The sequence below is a fragment of the Tardiphaga sp. 20_F10_N6_6 genome, from assembly GCF_052076045.1.
In the GTDB taxonomy this organism is placed as follows: Bacteria; Pseudomonadota; Alphaproteobacteria; order Rhizobiales; family Xanthobacteraceae; genus Tardiphaga; species Tardiphaga robiniae.
Window position 1 is genome coordinate 3,826,316 of record NZ_CP197239.1, and the last position, 18,554, is coordinate 3,844,869.

The following is an 18,554-nucleotide window of genomic DNA, read 5'->3' on the forward strand; positions in this document are numbered from 1 at the left end:
TCTTCAGTTCGTCAGGACTTCCAGACCGCCGTGCCCTTGGCGACATCCTTCGGCCAGACCGTGACGAGCTCCTTGTTGCGCCATTGCGCCATGACGGGAACCGACAGGATATTGAGGCCAGTGCTGTCGAATTCGACGGCGCCGCCGGTCATCGCCTTGGTCCAGCCGCCGGTGAACTTCGCGCCGCGCAGCGCCATGGTGACGTCCTCGGCCTTGGCCGACTTCGCCTTCTCGATCGCCTGCACCAGCACGTCGAGCGCGACGGCGTGTTCCAGCGCCTCATGCACCATGAAATAGCCGAAGCGCTTGCGGAAACGCTCGGTGAGATCCGGCGCGAGATCGTAATTGGCTGGCGCGATCGAGAGCACATTCTCCGCGAATTCGCCGAGGCCTTTCTCGAAATCCGGAATAACATAGCCGGCCGCGCCACCGATGGCCGGAATCGTGATGCGCTGCTGGCGCATGGTGCGGATCAGCAGCAGGCTGTCATTGAGATAGGACACCGGGAAGACGGCCTGGGCACCGGACGCACGCAGCTTGTTGATCAACGGCGTGGTGTCGGTGATTCCCAGCGGATAGGCATCGTCCATCGCGATGTCGATATTGGCTGCCTTGGCAGCGGCACGAAGGCCAGCCGCCTGCGCAGTGCCATAGGCGGTGTCTTCATACATGATCGCGATCTTGTCGATCCTGGCGCCGGATGCTTGCGCAATCGCCAGCGTGTAGTCGAGCTGCGCCTTGCCGAGCGCAGAGGCCTTAGCGACGATCTGGAAGATGTTCTTGAAGCCGCGACCGGTGATCTGGTCGGCGAAAGACATCGTGAGCAGCGGAATGTCACGGCGTTCCGTGACTTCCGAAATCGCAATGGTCAGCGATGATGCGAATGCGCCGAGGATCGCCGTCACCTCGTTCTGGGTGATGAGGCGCTGCGCGACGGTGCCCGCGGTGGTCGGTGTCGAGGTCGCGTCCGCCACGATCAGATTGATCTTGGCACCGCCGAGCGCCTTGATGCCGCCGGCTGCGTTGATCTCGTCGGCCACCAATTCGATGCCGTTGCGCGAATTGATGCCGAACTGCGCATTGGCACCCGACAGCGGCATGATCACGCCGATATTGACCGGCTTCGCCTGCGCACGGGCGGGCGACAGCACCATCGGGCTGGCCAGCAGAGACGCGGTTCCGGCGAGCAGCGAACGTCGGCTCAGGCCACCACGATGGGAGGTTGTCTTGGACATGGGCGTTTTCTCCGAATGCAGAACGGCCTTTGCGGCTTCATCGCCAATTCGACATAAAACAGACGAGCGGTCAAGCTGCTTGACAGATTGTCTGATAGGCGGTCAACTTGACGCATGGCAAAGATCGAATCGGAACTGAATGTCTCGCGGGAATCGACCAGCCTGCGACTGCTGGTTGAAAACCGACTACGCTCTGCAATCGGTAGCGGGCTGTTCAAGCCTGGCCAGCGGCTGATCGAGCGTGAACTGTGCGAGCAGGTCGGCGTCGGCCGCACCTCGATCCGCGAGGCGCTCCGGCAACTGGAGGCAGAGGGCCTCGTCACCACGATCCCGCATCGCGGCCCCATCGTCAGCACCATCAGCGTCGAGGAAGCCGAGCAGCTCTATGATTTGCGCGCGCTGCTAGAGGGCTATGCCGGCCGTGAATGTGCACGGCTGCGCGATCCGGTGATCATCGAACGATTGCGCAAACAGTTCGTCCAGATGGGCGCGGTAGCCGGTCAGGAAGACCGCAGCGACCTGTTGGCCGCCAAGACTGAATTCTATGCTGCGCTGCTCGAAGGCTGCGGCAATGTTTTCGTCGAACGCTTTCTGAAGATGCTGCTGAACCGCGTCACGGTGCTGCGCATGACGTCGATGACCCAGTCCAATCGCATCGGCCGCAGTCTTGCCGAAATCGAGACCATCCTTGTCGCGATCGAGGCCGGCGACGAAGATGGCGCCGAGCAGGCTTGCGTCCAGCACATCAAGAATGCCGCCGCGATAGCGCTGGAAGCGTTGCGGCGCGACAATCCCTGACCAGCGCGATCACCTGCCGCGCCAGATATCGACTAAAATAAGAACTTGAAGAGGAACGCCCGTGTCGAATTCAGCCGCCATCAATCCGCCCGCCAAGATCGCAGTAATCGGCCTCGGCAATATGGGACGCCCCATGGCCGCATGCATTGCGCGCGCAGGCTATCAGGTGGTTGGCTTCGATACATTCGCCGAAGCGCGCGCCAAATATGCCGAGGCCGGCGGCACGTCAGTTGCGACAGTCGATGAAGCCGTCAAGGACGCAGCCGCCGTCATCACGCTATTGCCCGACGGCAAGATCGTGCGCGCGGCCGTGGAAGGCCTCAAGGCGAAGCTCGCGCCGGGCACGGTGGTGATCGACATGAGCTCCTCCGCTCCGATGGGCACGCGCGCGCTCGGCGAAGAACTGATCGCAGCGGGTCTCGCTTTCATCGACGCGCCGGTGTCGGGCGGCGTGAAACGCGCCGTCGACGGCACGCTGGCGATCATGGCCGGCGGCGACGGCAAGACCATCGATCGCGCCGATCCCGTGCTGAATGCCATGGGCAAGTCGGTGTTCCGCACCGGTCCGCTCGGCTCCGGTCACGCCGCCAAGGCATTGAACAACTACGTCTCGGCAGCAGGCCTCGCCGCTGCCGCCGAAGCCGTTGCCATCGGTGGAAAGTTCGGCATCGATCCGAATGTCCTCGTCGACGTGTTGAATGCCTCCACCGGACGCAACAATTCGACCGAAAACAAGCTCAAGCAGTTCATCATTCCCGAGAAATACACATCGGGATTTGGGCTGGCCTTGATGGCGAAAGATATCCGCACCGCCGACGAGCTCGCACACCAGATCGGCGTCAGCGCGCCGCTGGCAGACGAAGTCGCCGCATTGTGGGATGCTGCACTGGAGAAACTCGGACCGTCGGCCGACCATGTCGAGATTGGCCGCTATCTCACTGCCAGGAAGTAGGTAACGTTGGGCATGGGCCTGATCGACGAGCTTCGCAATCGACTTGCGGTCGCGATTGCCGCGCCGGAGGTGCAGTCTTTTGCGCGCGGACTGGATCTTGAAATTCAGTTTGGGATCGATGAGGCCGCCGTCGCGATCGCTTGTCGCAACAACCAGCCGGTTGTCAGTATACCCAGCAATGCGCCGGATATCGCGCTATCTGGACCAGCCACAGCATGGCTGAAGGTGCTGGCGCCCTGCCCGCCGCCGACCTATCATTCATTTTCATCGATCCAGCTGCGCAACACCAGCTTCACCGTGAGCGGCGATGCGCTGGTCATTGCGCAGGCCCGCGCATTTCTAGAAGCCGTGTTTGCGAATCTGACGGTGCCGGCCGCGCATGCGGTCGAAGTCGATCTCACGCGCCTTGAGGGCCGCTATCACCGCGTGCACAGCGCCGGCGGGCAGATTGCCGAAATCTATTCAGAGGCCACGGGCACCGGCAGGCCAGTGCTGTGCCTCCACACGGCCGGAGCGGATACGCGGCAGTTTCACGGCGTGATGTGCGATCCCGAACTCGGGCGCGACTGGCGCCTGATCGGCTTCGACATGCCGCATCATGGCCGCTCCATGCCACCTATCGGTTGGGACGGCAGCATCTATCAGCTCGATCAGCCAACCTATCTGGACTGGTGCGCGAGCTTCATCGAACAGGCGATCGGCGAACCCGTTGTGGTGATGGGCTGCTCAATGGGCGCCGGCATCGCCATGGCGCTCGCCGCAGAGCGACCTGATCTCGTGAAAGCCGTGATCGCGCTCGAAGCGCCCTTGCGCCCACGCGGCCGTCGGAACGACTATCTCACGCATGCAGGCGTCAATGGCGGCTGGCATTCGGCAGCCTATGTGCGCGGATTGATGAGCCCGTCCAGCCCCACTGAGGATCGCCGACGCGCTGCCTGGATCTATTCGCAGGGTGCGCCGGGCATCTATGACGGCGATCTGGCTTTCTATTCGGACGAGTTCGACGGCGAGCAGACCGCCAAGCTCATCGATGGCCACAAGATCCCCGTACATCTCCTGATCGGTCACTACGACTTCTCCGCCACCGTGAGCGATGCCTACGCGCTCGCCGAATGGATCGAGGGCGCCGTGGTGACAGAGATGCCGGAGCTCGGGCATTTTCCGATGACGGAGAACGCGCCAAAAATGCTGGACTATCTGCGTCCCGTTTTCCAGGCACTGCGGAGTTTGCCGCTTTGACTGCGCGGAAATCAATCCGGAGGTTGCAGCCCCGGTGACGCCACCCAATTTTCGACCTTCGCGTAAAAACGAAACTGCTGTGCTTTCTTAAGCAACTCGTCTCTCTTCGGGCCGGGCTCCAAGGCGTCAGCTCGCTCAGCGCAATTTTTCGCCATTCGCGCGTAGTCACTGGGTGTCATATGCGAATCCCCCGATTCGGCGTTGGCATACTACCAATCTAAATCTGGGCGAAAATTAGTTCTGAAGATCAATCTCAAGCCGGTGCGATATCTGAGTATTCACAGACACGGCTACATCGACGTTTTTTGTGCCACCATAACGGTCGGATCGGCTAGGCTCGGTACGACGATCAATCGCTTCACGGCGCCTGCTTTGTAGGCCTGCAAGAACGTTGCGTAGTCCTTGAACGATACGCAACCGTTCGAATCTCCCTTTGGTCCCATCAGGTAGCTGTGCGTAAGCAATCCGGCGCGGCCAAACAGATCACCTTGACCCACCGGCTTCATTCGCAATGCTTCAACGCCGTGAAACGGCTTCTCTCGCTTGCTCAGTTCATATATCTGCGGCGGCGTCGCACCTCGATCATGGACGTGGACTTGCGTTGGATCGTCCATCAGTTCGCCAAGTCCGGAGTGAGCCTCGAGCCGCGTTCCGTCGGGCATGTAAACGGTGCGCGCGGAAATATCGTAAAGCGCCGTTCGCGTTTCCGCCAACGTTGGAGGTGCACTGTCCTTTCCGTCACCGGAGATTCCACCCTCGGGTGACGCAGATGCCAAAACAGTTTCAGACGGCTGTAGCATCGCGAAGACTTTTTTAAGTGCTGCGCTTACGTTGGACAAAGGATCAGACGGTGTTGACGCTTGATCGGGCAGAGACACAGCAATCAAATTGGCCGCCGACGGCCGGACTCTCGGTAGCGGCACTTTTCCATTCGCCGCCGAGATTCCGAGCGAGCTGTCGGCGGGAAGCACTGGCGGCGATCGCATTGCTTGCGCGAGCTGCGACTTAGCCCGCTGAACTTCTAATTCGACATTAGAAGCCGACACTTCAAAATCAAACGCTTGCGGAAAACGCTGAACGAACGAGACGTCGTCGAGCTGGGGACCACTTGGATTTTTGGCCTTAAAGAAGCTCACTACCTTTTGAGGCTCTCGAACATACGCGCATAACGTCAGGGCCGCAGCGAAGGCTCCGACAGACGCAGCAGCGATAACAATTCGAGATCTACGCAATTGATGCCCCGGACGCGACGCAAAAAGGCTACCCAATAATTCAAGCTTAAATCAAGCCAACCAGCCTGACGTATTAGGCCATTTTGGCCTTGCCAGACTTTGCGCCATTCAAGAATGGGCCGCCTTCCAGAGCGTGAGGTTCCTTTCAAATCCCAGCCTTCCGATACAGGCTCCTTAAAAACCTAGCCATCGACGCAGACGTCATCCTGTTACCGCGCGGCGAGCGGAAGGTCGACGGCCGGCTCGCAAATGGATCAGATGGTTAGGAGGGGGTGCTGGCGGAGAGAGTGGGATTCGAACCCACGGTACGGTTTCCCGCACACACGCTTTCCAAGCGTGCGCCTTAAGCCACTCGGCCATCTCTCCGGCGCGCCTTCTCATGACGGGCCGGAGCGAGATTTGCAAGGGACCGCCGGCTCGGCCTGGCGGTTTTTCTCAAATTATTGAAGGATATAGGGAATTCCGGGGAGCCTTGGCGCCACCTGCCCGTCCTGGCGAGCGGCGAATCGGCTTGCGATGCGTCGGCACAGCAATCCCCGCGCTAGCGCGCCGCGGGGGGACCTCCCCATTTCGCCTGGGCGGCGCCGCGGCTCAGTGGAACCGGCTACCGACCCCAGCGCCCAGCGATTGGACCGGCCAGAGTACGGCCGGCTCAACCGGCAGCGTTTCCACCGGCGTCTTGTCATTGGCGACATGGGCCTGCTGAAGCGCCTCGACGAAATCGGCGAACCAGTCCTGAATGGTGCCGGCGCGCAGCTTCGCCATCATGGCTTCCCAGCGCATCCGGCGCTCCAGCAACGGCATCGAAAATGCGGTCGCGATGGTGCGCGCCATGCCGTCCACATCATGCGGATTGACCAGCAAGGCCGTATCGAGCTCGTTGGCGGCGCCGGCATATTTCGACAGCACCAGCACACCGGGATCGACCGGGTTCTGCGCAGCGACATATTCCTTGGCGACCAGATTCATGCCGTCATGCAGCGGCGTAACGAGGCCGACCTGCGCGGTGCGATAGAGGCCAGCGAGCACGGTCTGGCTGAAGCCCTTGTTGAGATAGCGGATCGGCGTCCAGTCAACTTCGCCGTGACGCCCGTTAATATCGCTCACCAGCTTCGCAAGCTGGTTCTGCAGATCGCCATAGGCCTCGATCGTGCCGCGCGACAGCGTCGCGATCTGCAACAGCGAGACCGAGCGCTTGAGCTGCGGCTGCCGCGTCAGCATGCGATCGAACGCATCGAGACGATTGACGAGCCCCTTGGAGTAATCGACGCGATCGACGCCGATGGCGAGTTTCTCGCCGTTCAGGCTGCGGCGCAGCCGCGACACATCCGGATGCGACGCCGCCTTGGCAGCATGCGCAGCAAACTTCGCGGGATCGATGCCGATCGGAAATACCGCACAGCGCGACACGCCGTAACGCGACATCACCACACCACCCGTCGTGTCCAGGCCGAGTTCGCCATCGACATAAGACAGGAAGTTGTCGCGATCACCTTCGGTCTGGAAGCCGATTAGATCGTAAGCGAGCATTGCCTCGACCAGTTCGCGATGATGCGGCACGCCGCCAAAAATATCGCGCGCCGGCCACGGCGTATGCAGGAAAAAGCCGAGCGGATGCGTCACGCCAAGCGCACGCAATTCTGCGCCAAGCGCAAGGAAATGGTAATCCTGAATCCAGAACGCGGTATCGGGCTTGCGGAACCGCAGCAGCGCGCGCGCGAAGAACGAATTCACTTCACGATACGACTGATAATCATCGTGCGACGTGCAGATCAGGTCGGTACGGGAATGCAGTGCAGGCCAAAGCGCCGAATTAGCGAAGCCTTCGTAATAGCCACCGTAATGCGCCGCAGGCAGATCGAGCATCGCCAGCGCACCGGCGCCCAGCGCCTCAATTTCGGCAAACGGTTCCTTCTGCGCGCCATCGCGCACGCGGCCGCTGGAACCCACCCAAATCGCGCCAGATTTCTCCACCACGGGCAGCAAGGCTGCTGCCAGACCGCCGGTCATCGGCTCATTCGCCGAAGCGCGCGATACTCGGTTTGAGACTACGACGAGATTCACAGGGTCCCCTCCTGATTGCACACACTGATAAACGTCCGTTCATCAATATGGTTCCTCGTCACCATTCGACCCAATTGAAACCAAATTCGGGCACGCGACGATGGAACTCACCTTTCAGTGAGTTCCATCTGCATCGGTATCAAGACATGAGATGAATCACTTCGATTTCGCTGCATCGTCGATCAGCAAGCGCGCGAGCCATGCGCGCACATCGCGCGGCTCGTCGAAGTGCCCCGATACGCCTTGCGCACGGCGACCGACGGAGAATGCGAGACCATTCATGCCGGGCATGATCGCAAATACCGATTCATCGGTGACATCATCGCCGATGAAGATCGGACGGCGCCCGCTGAATGGCTCATGCGTCATCAATTCGATCACGCCCGTCGCCTTGGTCACACCAGCCGGCTTGATCTCGCAAACAGCCTTGCCGGGCAGCACTTCGATCGGCGCATTCGGCAGATCCGCACGGATCGCTGAGACTGCATCATAGATCGCCTTCTCGGCATGCGGCGCGAGACGATAATGCAGCGCGAGCGCATAGCCCTTGTCCTCGAGCAGAATGCCCGGGCTCAACTTTGCAATGGCAGCAAGGCGACGCTTCAATTCCTTGTCCATCGGCGGCGCGCCTGACGCGACCGATTCATTCTCTGCCGATAGTCGCATTTCAGCGCCGTGGCCGCCGACCGCCGGGAATTGCATCGGCGCGAAAATCAGATCGATGTCGTTGATCGAGCGACCTGAGACAAGCGCCATGGCGCCATTCGTGCGCTGCAGCAGTTTGCCCATGGACGTCGCCAGATCCGGCGGCACCCACACTTCACGCGGCGTCGGCGCCAGATCGAGCAGCGTACCGTCGATATCGAGCAGCAGCGCACATTCGCTAAGCCGCGGCAATTCCGCACCCGGATACAGTACCTCTTCGGAATGCGGCGCATCGTCGACAGGAATTTCGATAATTTTCTGAGACATGTTCATGAAGTTACTCCACCACGGCCAGCGGCCGTGCAACTGATTCAAGCGGCTGGCGTTCCGCCGCGATGGCATAGCGCCAGCCGACAATCGCAGCCACGATCATCAGAACAGCGCCAAACAGGTAGCCGGCAAACACGCTATTGCGCGACCCGGTATCGATCAGCACGCCAAACAGCGCCGGGCCGGCAACGCCGCCGATCCCGGTGCCGATCGCGTAGAAGACAGCGATCGCTAATGCGCGCACCTCGATCGGGAACGTCTCACTGACGGTGAGATAGGCCGCACTCGCCGCCGGCGACGCAAAGAAGAAGATGATCATCCAGGCGATGGTCTGGGTCTGTGCACTCAACACATCGATCGAGAACAGATAGCCGGAGATCGCAAGCAAGATGCCCGACATGCCATAGGTAACCGCAATCATGACGCGACGCCCAAGCGTATCGAACAGCCGGCCGAGCAGCAGCGGTCCAAGAAAATTGCCTGCGGCAAACGGCAGGATATACCAGCCGACATGGTTGGACGGGATACCGAAGAAATCCGTCAGTACCAGCGCATAGGTGAAGAAGATCGCGTTGTAGAAAAACGCCTGCGACGCCATCAGCACGAGTCCGACCAGCGACCGCTGCCGATACAGCACGAACAGTGTCTGCGCGACTTCCTTCAGCGGCGTATGATCGCGCATCGTCAGCCTGATCTTCGGCAGCGCGGCCAGAACCGACGGCTTGGCCTTCTGATGCGCGGAGATTTCGATCTCAGCCACGATCTCTTCGGCGCGCTGCGGCTGACCGTGGATCATCAGCCATCGCGGGCTTTCCGGAATCCACATCCGCATGAACAGCACGATGAGACCCAGAATAGCACCGGTGAAATAGGCCAGCCGCCAGCCATAGGCTTGCGAAATCACTGCGGGGTCCAGCAAAACGATGGCGCAAACGGCGCCCATTGCAGCGCCCAGCCAGAAACTTCCGTTGATCACCAGATCGGTCCAGCCGCGATAGCGCGCCGGCACCAGCTCCTGAATCGTCGAATTGATCGCGGTATATTCGCCGCCAATGCCGGCGCCCGTCAGGAAGCGAAACGCGGCATAGCTGGCAAGATTCCATGACAGCGCTGTCGCGGCAGTCGCCGTGAGATAAAGCGCGAGCGTAATGAAGAACAGTTTCTTCCGGCCGATGCGGTCCGTCAGCCAGCCGAAGCCCAGCGCGCCGATCACAGCGCCTGCAAGATAAGCGCTGTTGGCAAAGCCGACATCGAGGTTCGAAAACTTCAACGCAGGATCTTCCTTCAGCGCGCCGGATAGCGCCCCCGCCAGGGTCACCTCAAGGCCGTCGAGTATCCATGTGATACCGAGCGCCAGGACAACCCGTGTGTGAAAGCCACTCCAGCGCAGCGCATCCAGGCGCGCGGGAATATCGGTTTCGATGATACGATCCGAGTCAGAAGCTGACGTCTGGCTCGGCATCGGCGAAGCCGCGATATCCGCGCTGCTCAGATAAGCCATGCCGCCTTGCTCCTGAGCATTTGCTCGCTACCCCACGGACAAGCGGAAATCGACATCAACGCGAAAAGCCCGAAACCTTGCGGTGACGGGTCATTCAGCGCCAGAGGGTTACATTCTCCGCGAAACAACCCACGAAGAACGCGTTGGTTCCCATTTTATGCGGGGGGAATTGGGACCTAGAGCGAAACGGCGTAATGCTCGTATTCGCCGCGTACCAGCTCGATATGGGCGCGCATCGCCGCCGCGGCGCCATTGCGATCGCCGCGCATGATGGCGACGACGACGCGGTCGTGCTCAGCCTGCGACTTGGCAAGACGGCCGAGATTGCGAAATTGTGCGCGCCGGAACGGCTGCACCCGAACCCGGGTCGCAAGCGTGATCTCGGCGATATATTCGTTCTGCGAGCCCGCATAGATCGCGTTGTGAAAACGCTCGTTCACTTCGTGGAAGCGATCCGGATTGCCGTCATAGCTCAGCACCCGCAGCTCTTCGTGGATGGCCTCCAGCCCGTGACGTTGCACGGCCGGCATCCGCTCGGCCGCGAGGCCGGCACATATCGCTTCGAGCTCGGCCATCGCCTCGAACATGCCGGTGAGGCGATCGATCGACGGCTGCGCCACGACGGCGCCGCGATGCGCGCGCGAGTCGACAAGGCCGCTGGCCGTGAGCTGGCGCAACGCTTCACGAACGGGCGTGCGCGAGACATTGAAACGTTGTGCCAGATCGGTTTCGTCGAGTGAGGTACCGGGGGGCAGCACGCCGCGCACGATCTCGTCGGCCAGTTGCAGGCGGAGTTCTTCGGCGCGCGTCATCTTGCCGGTGATAGTCCCGGCACGGTCAACCCGGCTGACCGGCCCGGCGATGCCCGCCTTGCGGCGCGACTTCCCCGGCTGGATCAGCATGTCGTCGAAACTCATCCCTTGGCGCCCTGCGATTCGTCGATCAGGCTGACAGACGCCGCCACGATTCGCCAGCCTTCCGGAAAGCGGATCCACGTCTGCATCTGTCGACCGACCTTACCCGGAGCCGTGTCGCGATAAAATAGCGTCGAGGCAACCGCAGTGTCGCGGCCATAGGCGGAAATCACCGTGCGCGCAGTGCGGCGCATCAATCCGACCGGCGAGCGTGCACCGCGAAAGGCCTGGATCTCGTCATAACCGTAGAGGTTTTCGCCCATGCCGTAACGGAGCGTCCGCGGATCGTTGCGAAACAACTCGCCAAGCACCGCCGTGTCGTTGGTCGTTAGTGCCTTCTCATAACGTGCGAAGGCGGCGCCCACTTCGGCGATGACGTCCGGCAGATCGATTTCCATGTCAGAACCCTTTTGCGGGGGGCGCGGCAACGACGCCGGCCCGCTCCAAAGCATAAGCGACGCGCAGCGCGATGTCTTCCCGCCACGGCGCCGCAATGATCTGCACACCGATCGGCATCGGATCGAGCGGCACGGGGACGGCGACCACGGGCAGACCGATGAAAGAGATCGGCTGGGTATGGATGCCGATATTGGCCCGCACTAGCAGTTCGACGCCGTCGAGCACGAAAGTCGCCTGCCCCAGTTTCGGCGCGATGCAAGGCGTCGCCGGCGCGATGATCACGTCGACGTCCTTGAACAATTCGAGCGCCTTCGCGCGGTACCAGCGACGGAATTTCTGCGCGCGATCAACCAGCGGCGCCGGCACCATGGCGCCGGCCAGCAACCGGTCTCGCACCGCCGGGTCGAAGTCATTGGGCCGTGTCCGCAGACGGTCCAGATGCAGCGAGGCGCCTTCAACGGTCGAGATGACGTAGGCCGCCGAACGCGCGCGGGCGACCTCGGGCAGCTCGATGTCGCGTGTGACGCCGAGCGCCTTCGTGACACGCGCAACCGCCTCCTGGGCCTCCGGAAACAGGTTCTTGCGAAAGTATCCGCCGGCCGCAGCGATGCGGAGAGAGCCGATATCCTGTCCGAGCAGCGCCGTCACCGACTCGATGGCGCGGGTTGAACACGCCGCATCCTCGGCATCGGGTCCCTGCATGGCATCGTAGGACAGCGCGAGGTCCTCGACCGATCGTGCGAACGGGCCGAGATGATCGAAGCTCGCGACAAACGGAAACGAGCGCGCCCGCGACAGCCGGCCGTAAGTCGGCTTCAGGCCGAAGATACCGCAAAACGACGACGGCACGCGGATTGAACCGTTGGTGTCCGACCCCAAGGCAAGCGGCACGAGACTGCCGCCGACTGCGCCGCCGGAACCGCCCGACGAGCCGCCAGTCATCCGGGTCACGTCATGCGGATTCCGCGACGGGCCGTCATGAATATTCTCGCCCGTAAAATCATAGGCGTATTCGCCCATATTGAGCGCGCCGACCAATACGGCGCCTGCGGCTTCCATGCGTTCGACCAGTGTCGCATCGCGGGTCGAAGCTGGACGATCACGGTTGATTTTGGAGCCGGCGCGGGTCGGCAAGCCGGTGACATCGAACAGGTTCTTCACCGCAAACGGCACGCCTGCAAGCGGCCCTACGCTTTGACCCGCAGCAATAGCGGCATCCAGCGCCTTGGCCGTGGCGCGCGCGCGATCGGCGGTGACATCGGTGAATGCGTTCAGGACCGGATTGTGCTGCGCGATCCGCGCGAGCGCAGCTTCGGTGACAGCGAGCGCCGAGATCTTCTTCGCGGCAACCGCCTGGGCGATGTCGGAGGCCGGGCGCCAGTCGCCTTCGGGTGTGATGACAAGATCAAGCTGCATAGATGCTCGCCGGCTCGGTTTCATCTGGCAGCGCAAATTCGTCGACCATTTTGGCCATTTTCAGCGTCACCGCGAGATTGGCACGGACGGATGGCTTCCACGCGTCTTCAATCGGCAGTCCCAACTCCCCGGCGACAGCGTCGATATAGTCATCAAGCGGTTCGGCCACGGTCCCTCTCTCGATCATTCGTATCAGTGAACCGGCAGCGGCGGATGCGGGATCGCCGACAGCAGTTCCTTCGTATAAGCATCTTGCGGCGCATCCAGCACGGCCTCGGTCAGGCCCTGCTCGACGATCCGCCCCGTGCGCATCACGATGACACGATCGCACAGCAAACGCACCACATTCAAATCGTGCGACACGAACAAATAGCTCATTCCCATCGACTGTTTCAGGTCCTGCAACAGGTTCAGCACCACCGCCTGCACGGAGACGTCGAGCGCGGCGGTCGGCTCGTCCAGGATGATCAGCTTCGGCTGCAGCGCGACGGCCCGGGCAATGCCGACACGCGCCTTCTGGCCACCGGACATCTGGTGCGGAAAGCGATCGAGCAATTCGAGCGGCAGCCCCACCTGTCGCGCGAGGTCTTCACATTTTGCACGTAATGCATCGCCGCCCTTGATGTCGCCAAGCTGCATGATCGGGTCGGCGATGGCACGCGCCGCCGTGAAGCGCGGATTGAGACTGTCGGTCGGATCCTGGAACACCATCTGGATGCTCTTGCGCAGCGGCAAGCGCGCAAAGGAATTCGGCGCCATCTCGCCGATCTCGTCGCCATCGAACGAGATACGCCCCGAGGTCTTGTCGATCAGCCGCATCACCATCATCGACGTCGTGGACTTGCCGCAACCGGATTCGCCGACAAGACCGACGCTCTCGCCGTGGCCAACCGTAAAGCTGATGCCATCGACAGCACGAAACTTGTCCGGCTCGGTCGGCGGCTTGCGCGAGAACAGTTTTGCCAGAGAGGCGGTTGCGCCCTGGCGGACATATTCCTTGACCAGATTTTCGACGGTGAGAAGGGGCCTCTGCTCCCTCTCCCCGCTTGCGGGGAGAGGGTCGGGGAGAGGGGGAGTCAGAGATTCACTCGCCGGCTCCCCCTCTCCCGACGCGCTGCGCGCGTCGACCTCTCCCCGCGAGCGGGGAGAGGTAAGAAGAGCCTGCACCGGCATTGCCGCGCGTTCTTCGGCCGGCAGCAGATCGCGCAGCGAGACGCCAAGCCGCGGCGTCGCCTGCATCAATTTCTTCGTATAGGCGTGTTTCGGATTGGCGAAGATATCGGCCGACAGCGCCGTCTCGACCACCCTGCCCTTTTCCATCACCACGACACGGTCGCAATAGGCAGCGGCCAGGCCGAGATCATGGGTGATCAGGATCGTCGACATGCCGCGGCTCTTGGTGAGCTCGACGACCAGATCCATTACCGCCTTCTGCGTCGTGACGTCGAGGCCCGTGGTCGGCTCGTCAGCGATCAGGAGCTGTGGATTGCAGGCCAGCGCCAATGCGATCACCACGCGCTGGCACATGCCGCCCGAGAGTTCGAACGGATAGGCGTGATAGCGCTCGCGCGGGCGTGCGATCTTGACCTGCTCCAGCGCCTCGATGGCTTTCTCCGCACGGTCTGCGCTACCAGCCTGCGCATGTTGCCGCAGCACGTCCTCGATCTGGTCGCCGACCTTCCGGATTGGATTCAGTGCCGCCCGCGGGTTCTGAAAGATCATCGAGATTTCGCGGCCACGCAGGTCGCGCATCTGGTTCTCGGTTGCGCCCTTGATGTCGACGCCGGAGAACATCACCGAGCCTTCGGCGATCTTGCCGGCCCGGTCGAGAATGCGCATCACCGCATAGGACGTCACCGACTTGCCCGAGCCGGACTCGCCGACGATGCCGAGTGTTTCGCCCTTGGCCACGGAAATATTGACGTGCTGCACGGCCTTGACGATGCCGCGCCGCGTGGCGAATTCGACAGTGAGGTCGCTGACGTCGAGAAGCGGTTGAGCTGTCATGTCCGGGCCCTCAGGTGCGTCGCTGCGGATCGACGATGTCGCGCAGACCGTCGCCCAGCAGGTTGAAGCAGAACACCGCGATCATCAGCGCCAGACCGGGAAACAATGCGATCCACCATTCGCCCGACACCATGAAGGATGCGCCTTCGGCGACCATGATGCCCCATTCTGCGGTCGGCGGACGGACACCGAGACCGATGAAGGAGAGGCCCGCCGCATTGAGGATCGCGTAACCCATGGTCAGCGACATCTGCACGATCATGATCGGCATGATGTTGGGCAGGATATGCACCAGCAGGATGCGCATCTCGCTATTGCCCGACAGCCGGGCCGCCTGCACAAAGCCGGCCTCGCGGCGGACATTGGCCTCGGCGCGAGCGACACGCGCATAAAGCGGGAAATTCACGATCGCCGTCGCAATGATGATGTTCTGCACGGTGTTGCCCAGCGCCGCGACGATACCCATGGCGAGCACGAACAGCGGAAACGCCATGATCGTATCGGCGATGCGGCCGACGATGCGATCGGTCCAGCCGCCGAAATAGCCCGAGGCGATGCCGGCGAGGCCGCCCATGGCGAACACCAGGATGACCGAGGCAATCGCGATGAAGAAATCAAGCCGGGTCGCGACGATGACGCGGCTGAAAATATCGCGCCCGAGCTGATCGGTCCCGAACCAGTGCGCCACAGACGGCGCCTTCAGCGCCTGCGCCGTATCGCTGGCGAGCGGATCGTAAGGCACGATATAGGGACCGAACAGCGCTGCGAACACGATCAGCACCAGCAGGCCGAATGCAAACGCCGTGACGCGATTCTCGCCTAGAATGTAGCGCGTATGCTGCAGCGTCGCTGCAAGGCCGGATGTGCGTTTTGCGGGCGCAGGCTGCGGCGCGGGAACGGCTTCGGAATCGACAGGCGTGACAGCGTTCATGGTTGACACCTCACCCTTCCAGCCGCACGCGTGGATCTATCACGCCGTAGAGAATGTCGATGATCAGATTGATCAGCACATACATGACGGCCATCGTCAGCACGAAGCCCTGCACCGGCGCGAAATCCGACGAGATCAGCGCTTCGACCGCGTAAGAGCCGATGCCCGGCCAGGCGAAGACTTTCTCGACCAGCACATTGGCGCCGAGCAGAAACGAGAACGTCATCGACAGCGTGGTGATGACCGGCAGCATGGCGTTACGAAAGGCATAAGTGACGATCACGGCGCGTGGCGACAGACCGCTTGCGCGGGCCGTTCGCACGAAGTCCGATGACAGGATCGCGAGCATCGACGCGCGCGTCATGCGCGCGATCGGCGCGAGTGAAAAGATCGCCAGCGTCGCCGTCGGCAGGATCAATTGGTTGAAGGCGGACCTGAAGGCCTCCCAGTCACGCGCGACGAGACTGTCGATCAGATAGAAGCCGGTTACATTGGGCGGCGTCGATGCGAACACGTCGAGCCTTCCGAGCGGAGCCGGCGACCAGCCCAGTCTGAAATAGAAGACATAGACCAGCACTAGGCCGGTGAAGAACACCGGCAGCGATACGCCGGCCGTCGTCGTCACCCGGCAGAGATGATCGATCCACGAGCCCGGCCGGGTGGCGGCGAGAATGCCAAGCGGAATGGCGATCATGACCGAGACCAGCAGACCCAGCAGCGTCAGCTCCGCCGAGGCCGGCAGGCGATTGCGAATTTCAGTCGCTACCGGTTGGCCGGTCGTCAGCGAGTTGCCGAAATCGCCTTTGGCCAGATCCGCCGTGTAGCGGAAGAACTGCTCGATCAGCGGCTTGTCGAGGCCGAGCTTCTTGCGGATTTCCTCGATCGCCTGTTTGTCCGCCGACGGTCCCGCGAAATAGGCCGCGGGATCGCCGGGCAGCGCGCGCGTCAACAGGAATGTGACGATGACGACCCCGATCAAGCTCGGGATCGCGAACATCAGTCGCTTGCCGATCAGGGTCAGCATAGAACGCTCCGTTGCTTTTGCCCCCTCTCCCCCGGGCGCAGCGCAGCTGCGGCTGGCGGGAGAGGGGGCCTGAGCGAAGCGAAGGCGGGAGAGGGGGCGCCACGATCGCAAGAGCCCCCTCTCCCGTCTCGAACCCGCTTCGCGTGTTCGATCCACCCTCTCCCGCCTGCGCAGCTTCGCTGCTTGAGGGAGAGGGGAAGCAAGAGAGTGCGCGTTGCAACGGCGATCATCACATCACGCCTTCACGAGCGCGCGATAATCGAGCCGGCGATGGAACCAGTACTGGTAGCCCGAGATGTTCTTCTGCATCGCCACGTTGACATAGGGCTGATACAGCGGAATCCGTGGCACATCATTGAAAGCGAGATCGACGAAGCCTTTCACGTCCGCATCATAGGCTGCCTTGTCGCCGGTTGCGGCGGCGGTGCGCGCACCGTTGATGAGCTTGTCCATCTCGGGCGACCTGTAGCTCATGGTGTTAAACACCGAATTGTCCCCGTGATAGCACCAGTAGAAGAAGTATTCGGGGTAATCGAGCCAGCCGGAGAACACGTTGGTGTAGAGCGGCATCTCCTTCTTGTTCAGCTCGGTGCGCCAGTTGGCGCCGGGGATCTTGTTGATGGTCGTCTTGATGCCGATCTGGCCGAGGCTTTCCTGCACCAGCACACATAGCGGCTCGTTGACGACGGCAAAGCCGAGATCGAATGAGATCGTGGTCTCGAAGCCGTTGGGATAGCCGGCCTCCGCGAGCAGTGCCTTCGCCTTGGCCATGTCGGTATTGTATTTATGCGGCTGCGGCCACGCGACTTCGGTCGGCTTGTCGGCTGATGCGCCGTACATTGGATTGGCGAGACCGAACAACACGGCATCGACGATCTTCTGATAGGGCAACGCATAGGCCACGGCCTGACGCACCTTCGGATTGTCGAAGGGCGGCTTGGTGACGTTCATACCGATATACTGGATGCCGTTGGAGAACGGCAGCGACACGACATTCATCTTGCCGTTGGCCTTGATCTCCTGGAAATCCTTGTAGGGCAGTTCATAAGACATATCGGCATCGCCGCGCTCCAGCAGCGCACGCCGGTTGCCGGCCTGCGGCACCATGCGCCAGATCACGCGCTTGATCTTCGGCATCGGGCCACTGACCCAGTCGTCATTGCGTTCGAGCACAACTTCGGTACCCGCGGTCCACTTGGTCACCTTGTAGGCTCCGCCACCTGCCGTCTGCATCTTGGTGTATTCGAGCCCCCACGGATCCTTCTCTGTGGCGTTCTTCTTCACCAGCTCGGAATTGATCACGCAGGGCACGATGACCGCGAGATCCGGAATCGTCAGGCGATCCTTGGTGGCGAAATCGACGCGCACGGTGTGATCGTCGACAATGACGAACTGCTCGGGCTTCTTCAGCGATCCGGCGCTCATCTGGAAGGTCGGAAAACCGCCGACGCTGACCGAACGATCCAGCGACCACTTGACGTCCTTCGCCGTCACCGGCGTGCCGTCGTGAAACTTCGCGTTCTTGCGCAGCTTGAAGGTCGCCGACATGTCGCTGATGGTCATGTCCTCGGCGAGTTCGGGCTTGAACTTGTCGCGGTCGTAATAGGGCACGCCGCCGGGGCCGGCCTTCATCTCGTGGCCGATCAGGCGGTCGTAGCAATTCCAGGACACTTCATAGCCGGGCACATTGGTGCCCACGCCATGGATATCGAGGTTGTTGGGGCCGCTTTCGGAGACGATCAGCAGGGTTTCGGATCGGGCGTCTGCCTTGGCGGACGAAAAGATCGCCGGGCCGGAGACCATGGCGCCGGCCGCGGCGCCTGTGGCGGTTTTCAGAAAATCACGACGCTTCATTCTGGCTCTCCCC

The 18,554-nt window shown here is 61.7% G+C and carries 16 protein-coding genes and 1 tRNA gene; 3 read left to right on the top strand and 14 right to left on the bottom strand.

Annotation, left to right across the window (positions count from 1 at the left end; all coding sequences use genetic code 11):
- Window positions 1-11: 11 nt before the first annotated feature.
- Complete coding sequence (locus tag AB7813_RS18415; RefSeq protein ID WP_439083877.1) at window positions 12-1,235, bottom strand: ABC transporter substrate-binding protein; 1,224 nt, start codon at window positions 1,233-1,235, stop codon at window positions 12-14.
- 114 nt (window positions 1,236-1,349) lie between these two features.
- On the opposite strand from AB7813_RS18415, the gene AB7813_RS18420 reads away from it, so the two are divergent.
- The 3 genes from AB7813_RS18420 (at window position 1,350) to AB7813_RS18430 (ending at window position 4,224) form a co-directional block, all read left to right on the top strand.
- Window positions 1,350-2,033, top strand: a complete 684-nt coding sequence (locus AB7813_RS18420; protein WP_439083876.1) for a GntR family transcriptional regulator — start codon at window positions 1,350-1,352, stop codon at window positions 2,031-2,033.
- A gap of 61 nt (window positions 2,034-2,094) precedes the next feature.
- On the top strand, window positions 2,095-2,985 hold the full coding sequence (locus AB7813_RS18425; protein ID WP_439083875.1) for an NAD(P)-dependent oxidoreductase: 891 nt from the start codon (window positions 2,095-2,097) through the stop codon (window positions 2,983-2,985).
- Between the two features lie 12 nt (window positions 2,986-2,997).
- On the top strand, window positions 2,998-4,224 hold the full coding sequence (locus AB7813_RS18430; RefSeq protein WP_439083874.1) for an alpha/beta fold hydrolase: 1,227 nt from the start codon (window positions 2,998-3,000) through the stop codon (window positions 4,222-4,224).
- 290 nt (window positions 4,225-4,514) lie between these two features.
- Here AB7813_RS18430 and AB7813_RS18435 read toward each other — a convergent pair whose 3' ends face one another.
- From AB7813_RS18435 to AB7813_RS18495, 13 genes are all read right to left on the bottom strand, one after another.
- Window positions 4,515-5,360 (bottom strand): DUF2778 domain-containing protein, encoded by an 846-nt coding sequence (locus AB7813_RS18435; RefSeq protein WP_439083873.1) that lies wholly within the window; start codon window positions 5,358-5,360, stop codon window positions 4,515-4,517.
- 372 nt (window positions 5,361-5,732) lie between these two features.
- Window positions 5,733-5,822, bottom strand: a tRNA-Ser gene (locus tag AB7813_RS18440).
- 225 nt (window positions 5,823-6,047) lie between these two features.
- Window positions 6,048-7,520: a trehalose-6-phosphate synthase gene (locus tag AB7813_RS18445; protein WP_170849615.1), complete on the bottom strand. Its 1,473-nt coding sequence runs from the start codon at window positions 7,518-7,520 to the stop codon at window positions 6,048-6,050.
- Window positions 7,521-7,676: 156 nt separating this feature from the next.
- Window positions 7,677-8,492: a trehalose-phosphatase gene (otsB, locus tag AB7813_RS18450; RefSeq protein ID WP_175369592.1), complete on the bottom strand. Its 816-nt coding sequence runs from the start codon at window positions 8,490-8,492 to the stop codon at window positions 7,677-7,679.
- 10 nt (window positions 8,493-8,502) lie between these two features.
- A complete protein-coding gene (locus AB7813_RS18455; RefSeq protein ID WP_175369593.1) occupies window positions 8,503-9,957 on the bottom strand; it encodes an MFS transporter in 1,455 nt (484 codons plus the stop codon).
- Between the two features lie 215 nt (window positions 9,958-10,172).
- Window positions 10,173-10,898 carry a GntR family transcriptional regulator gene (locus tag AB7813_RS18460; RefSeq protein WP_439069003.1) on the bottom strand — a complete coding sequence of 242 codons (726 nt, stop codon included), beginning with the start codon at window positions 10,896-10,898 and terminating at the stop codon, window positions 10,173-10,175.
- Window positions 10,899-10,909: 11 nt separating this feature from the next.
- Window positions 10,910-11,308 (bottom strand): oxalurate catabolism protein HpxZ, encoded by a 399-nt coding sequence (gene hpxZ / locus AB7813_RS18465; RefSeq protein WP_439065283.1) that lies wholly within the window; start codon window positions 11,306-11,308, stop codon window positions 10,910-10,912.
- A 1-nt stretch (window position 11,309) separates the two neighbouring features.
- Window positions 11,310-12,725 carry an AtzE family amidohydrolase gene (locus tag AB7813_RS18470; protein WP_439065284.1) on the bottom strand — a complete coding sequence of 472 codons (1,416 nt, stop codon included), beginning with the start codon at window positions 12,723-12,725 and terminating at the stop codon, window positions 11,310-11,312.
- Complete coding sequence (locus AB7813_RS18475) at window positions 12,715-12,894, bottom strand: DUF4089 domain-containing protein (RefSeq protein WP_439065285.1); 180 nt, start codon at window positions 12,892-12,894, stop codon at window positions 12,715-12,717. Before AB7813_RS18475 ends, AB7813_RS18470 begins: the two co-directional genes overlap by 11 nt.
- A gap of 23 nt (window positions 12,895-12,917) precedes the next feature.
- Complete coding sequence (locus AB7813_RS18480) at window positions 12,918-14,732, bottom strand: dipeptide ABC transporter ATP-binding protein (RefSeq protein WP_439065286.1); 1,815 nt, start codon at window positions 14,730-14,732, stop codon at window positions 12,918-12,920.
- A 10-nt stretch (window positions 14,733-14,742) separates the two neighbouring features.
- Window positions 14,743-15,663, bottom strand: coding sequence for an ABC transporter permease (locus tag AB7813_RS18485; RefSeq protein WP_439065287.1), 921 nt, complete (start codon window positions 15,661-15,663; stop codon window positions 14,743-14,745).
- 10 nt (window positions 15,664-15,673) lie between these two features.
- Window positions 15,674-16,687 carry an ABC transporter permease gene (locus AB7813_RS18490; RefSeq protein ID WP_439065288.1) on the bottom strand — a complete coding sequence of 338 codons (1,014 nt, stop codon included), beginning with the start codon at window positions 16,685-16,687 and terminating at the stop codon, window positions 15,674-15,676.
- Between the two features lie 234 nt (window positions 16,688-16,921).
- Entirely contained in the window at window positions 16,922-18,541 is a 1,620-nt protein-coding gene (locus tag AB7813_RS18495) for an ABC transporter substrate-binding protein (RefSeq protein WP_439083872.1), read from the bottom strand.
- Between the last annotated feature and the right edge of the window lie 13 nt (window positions 18,542-18,554).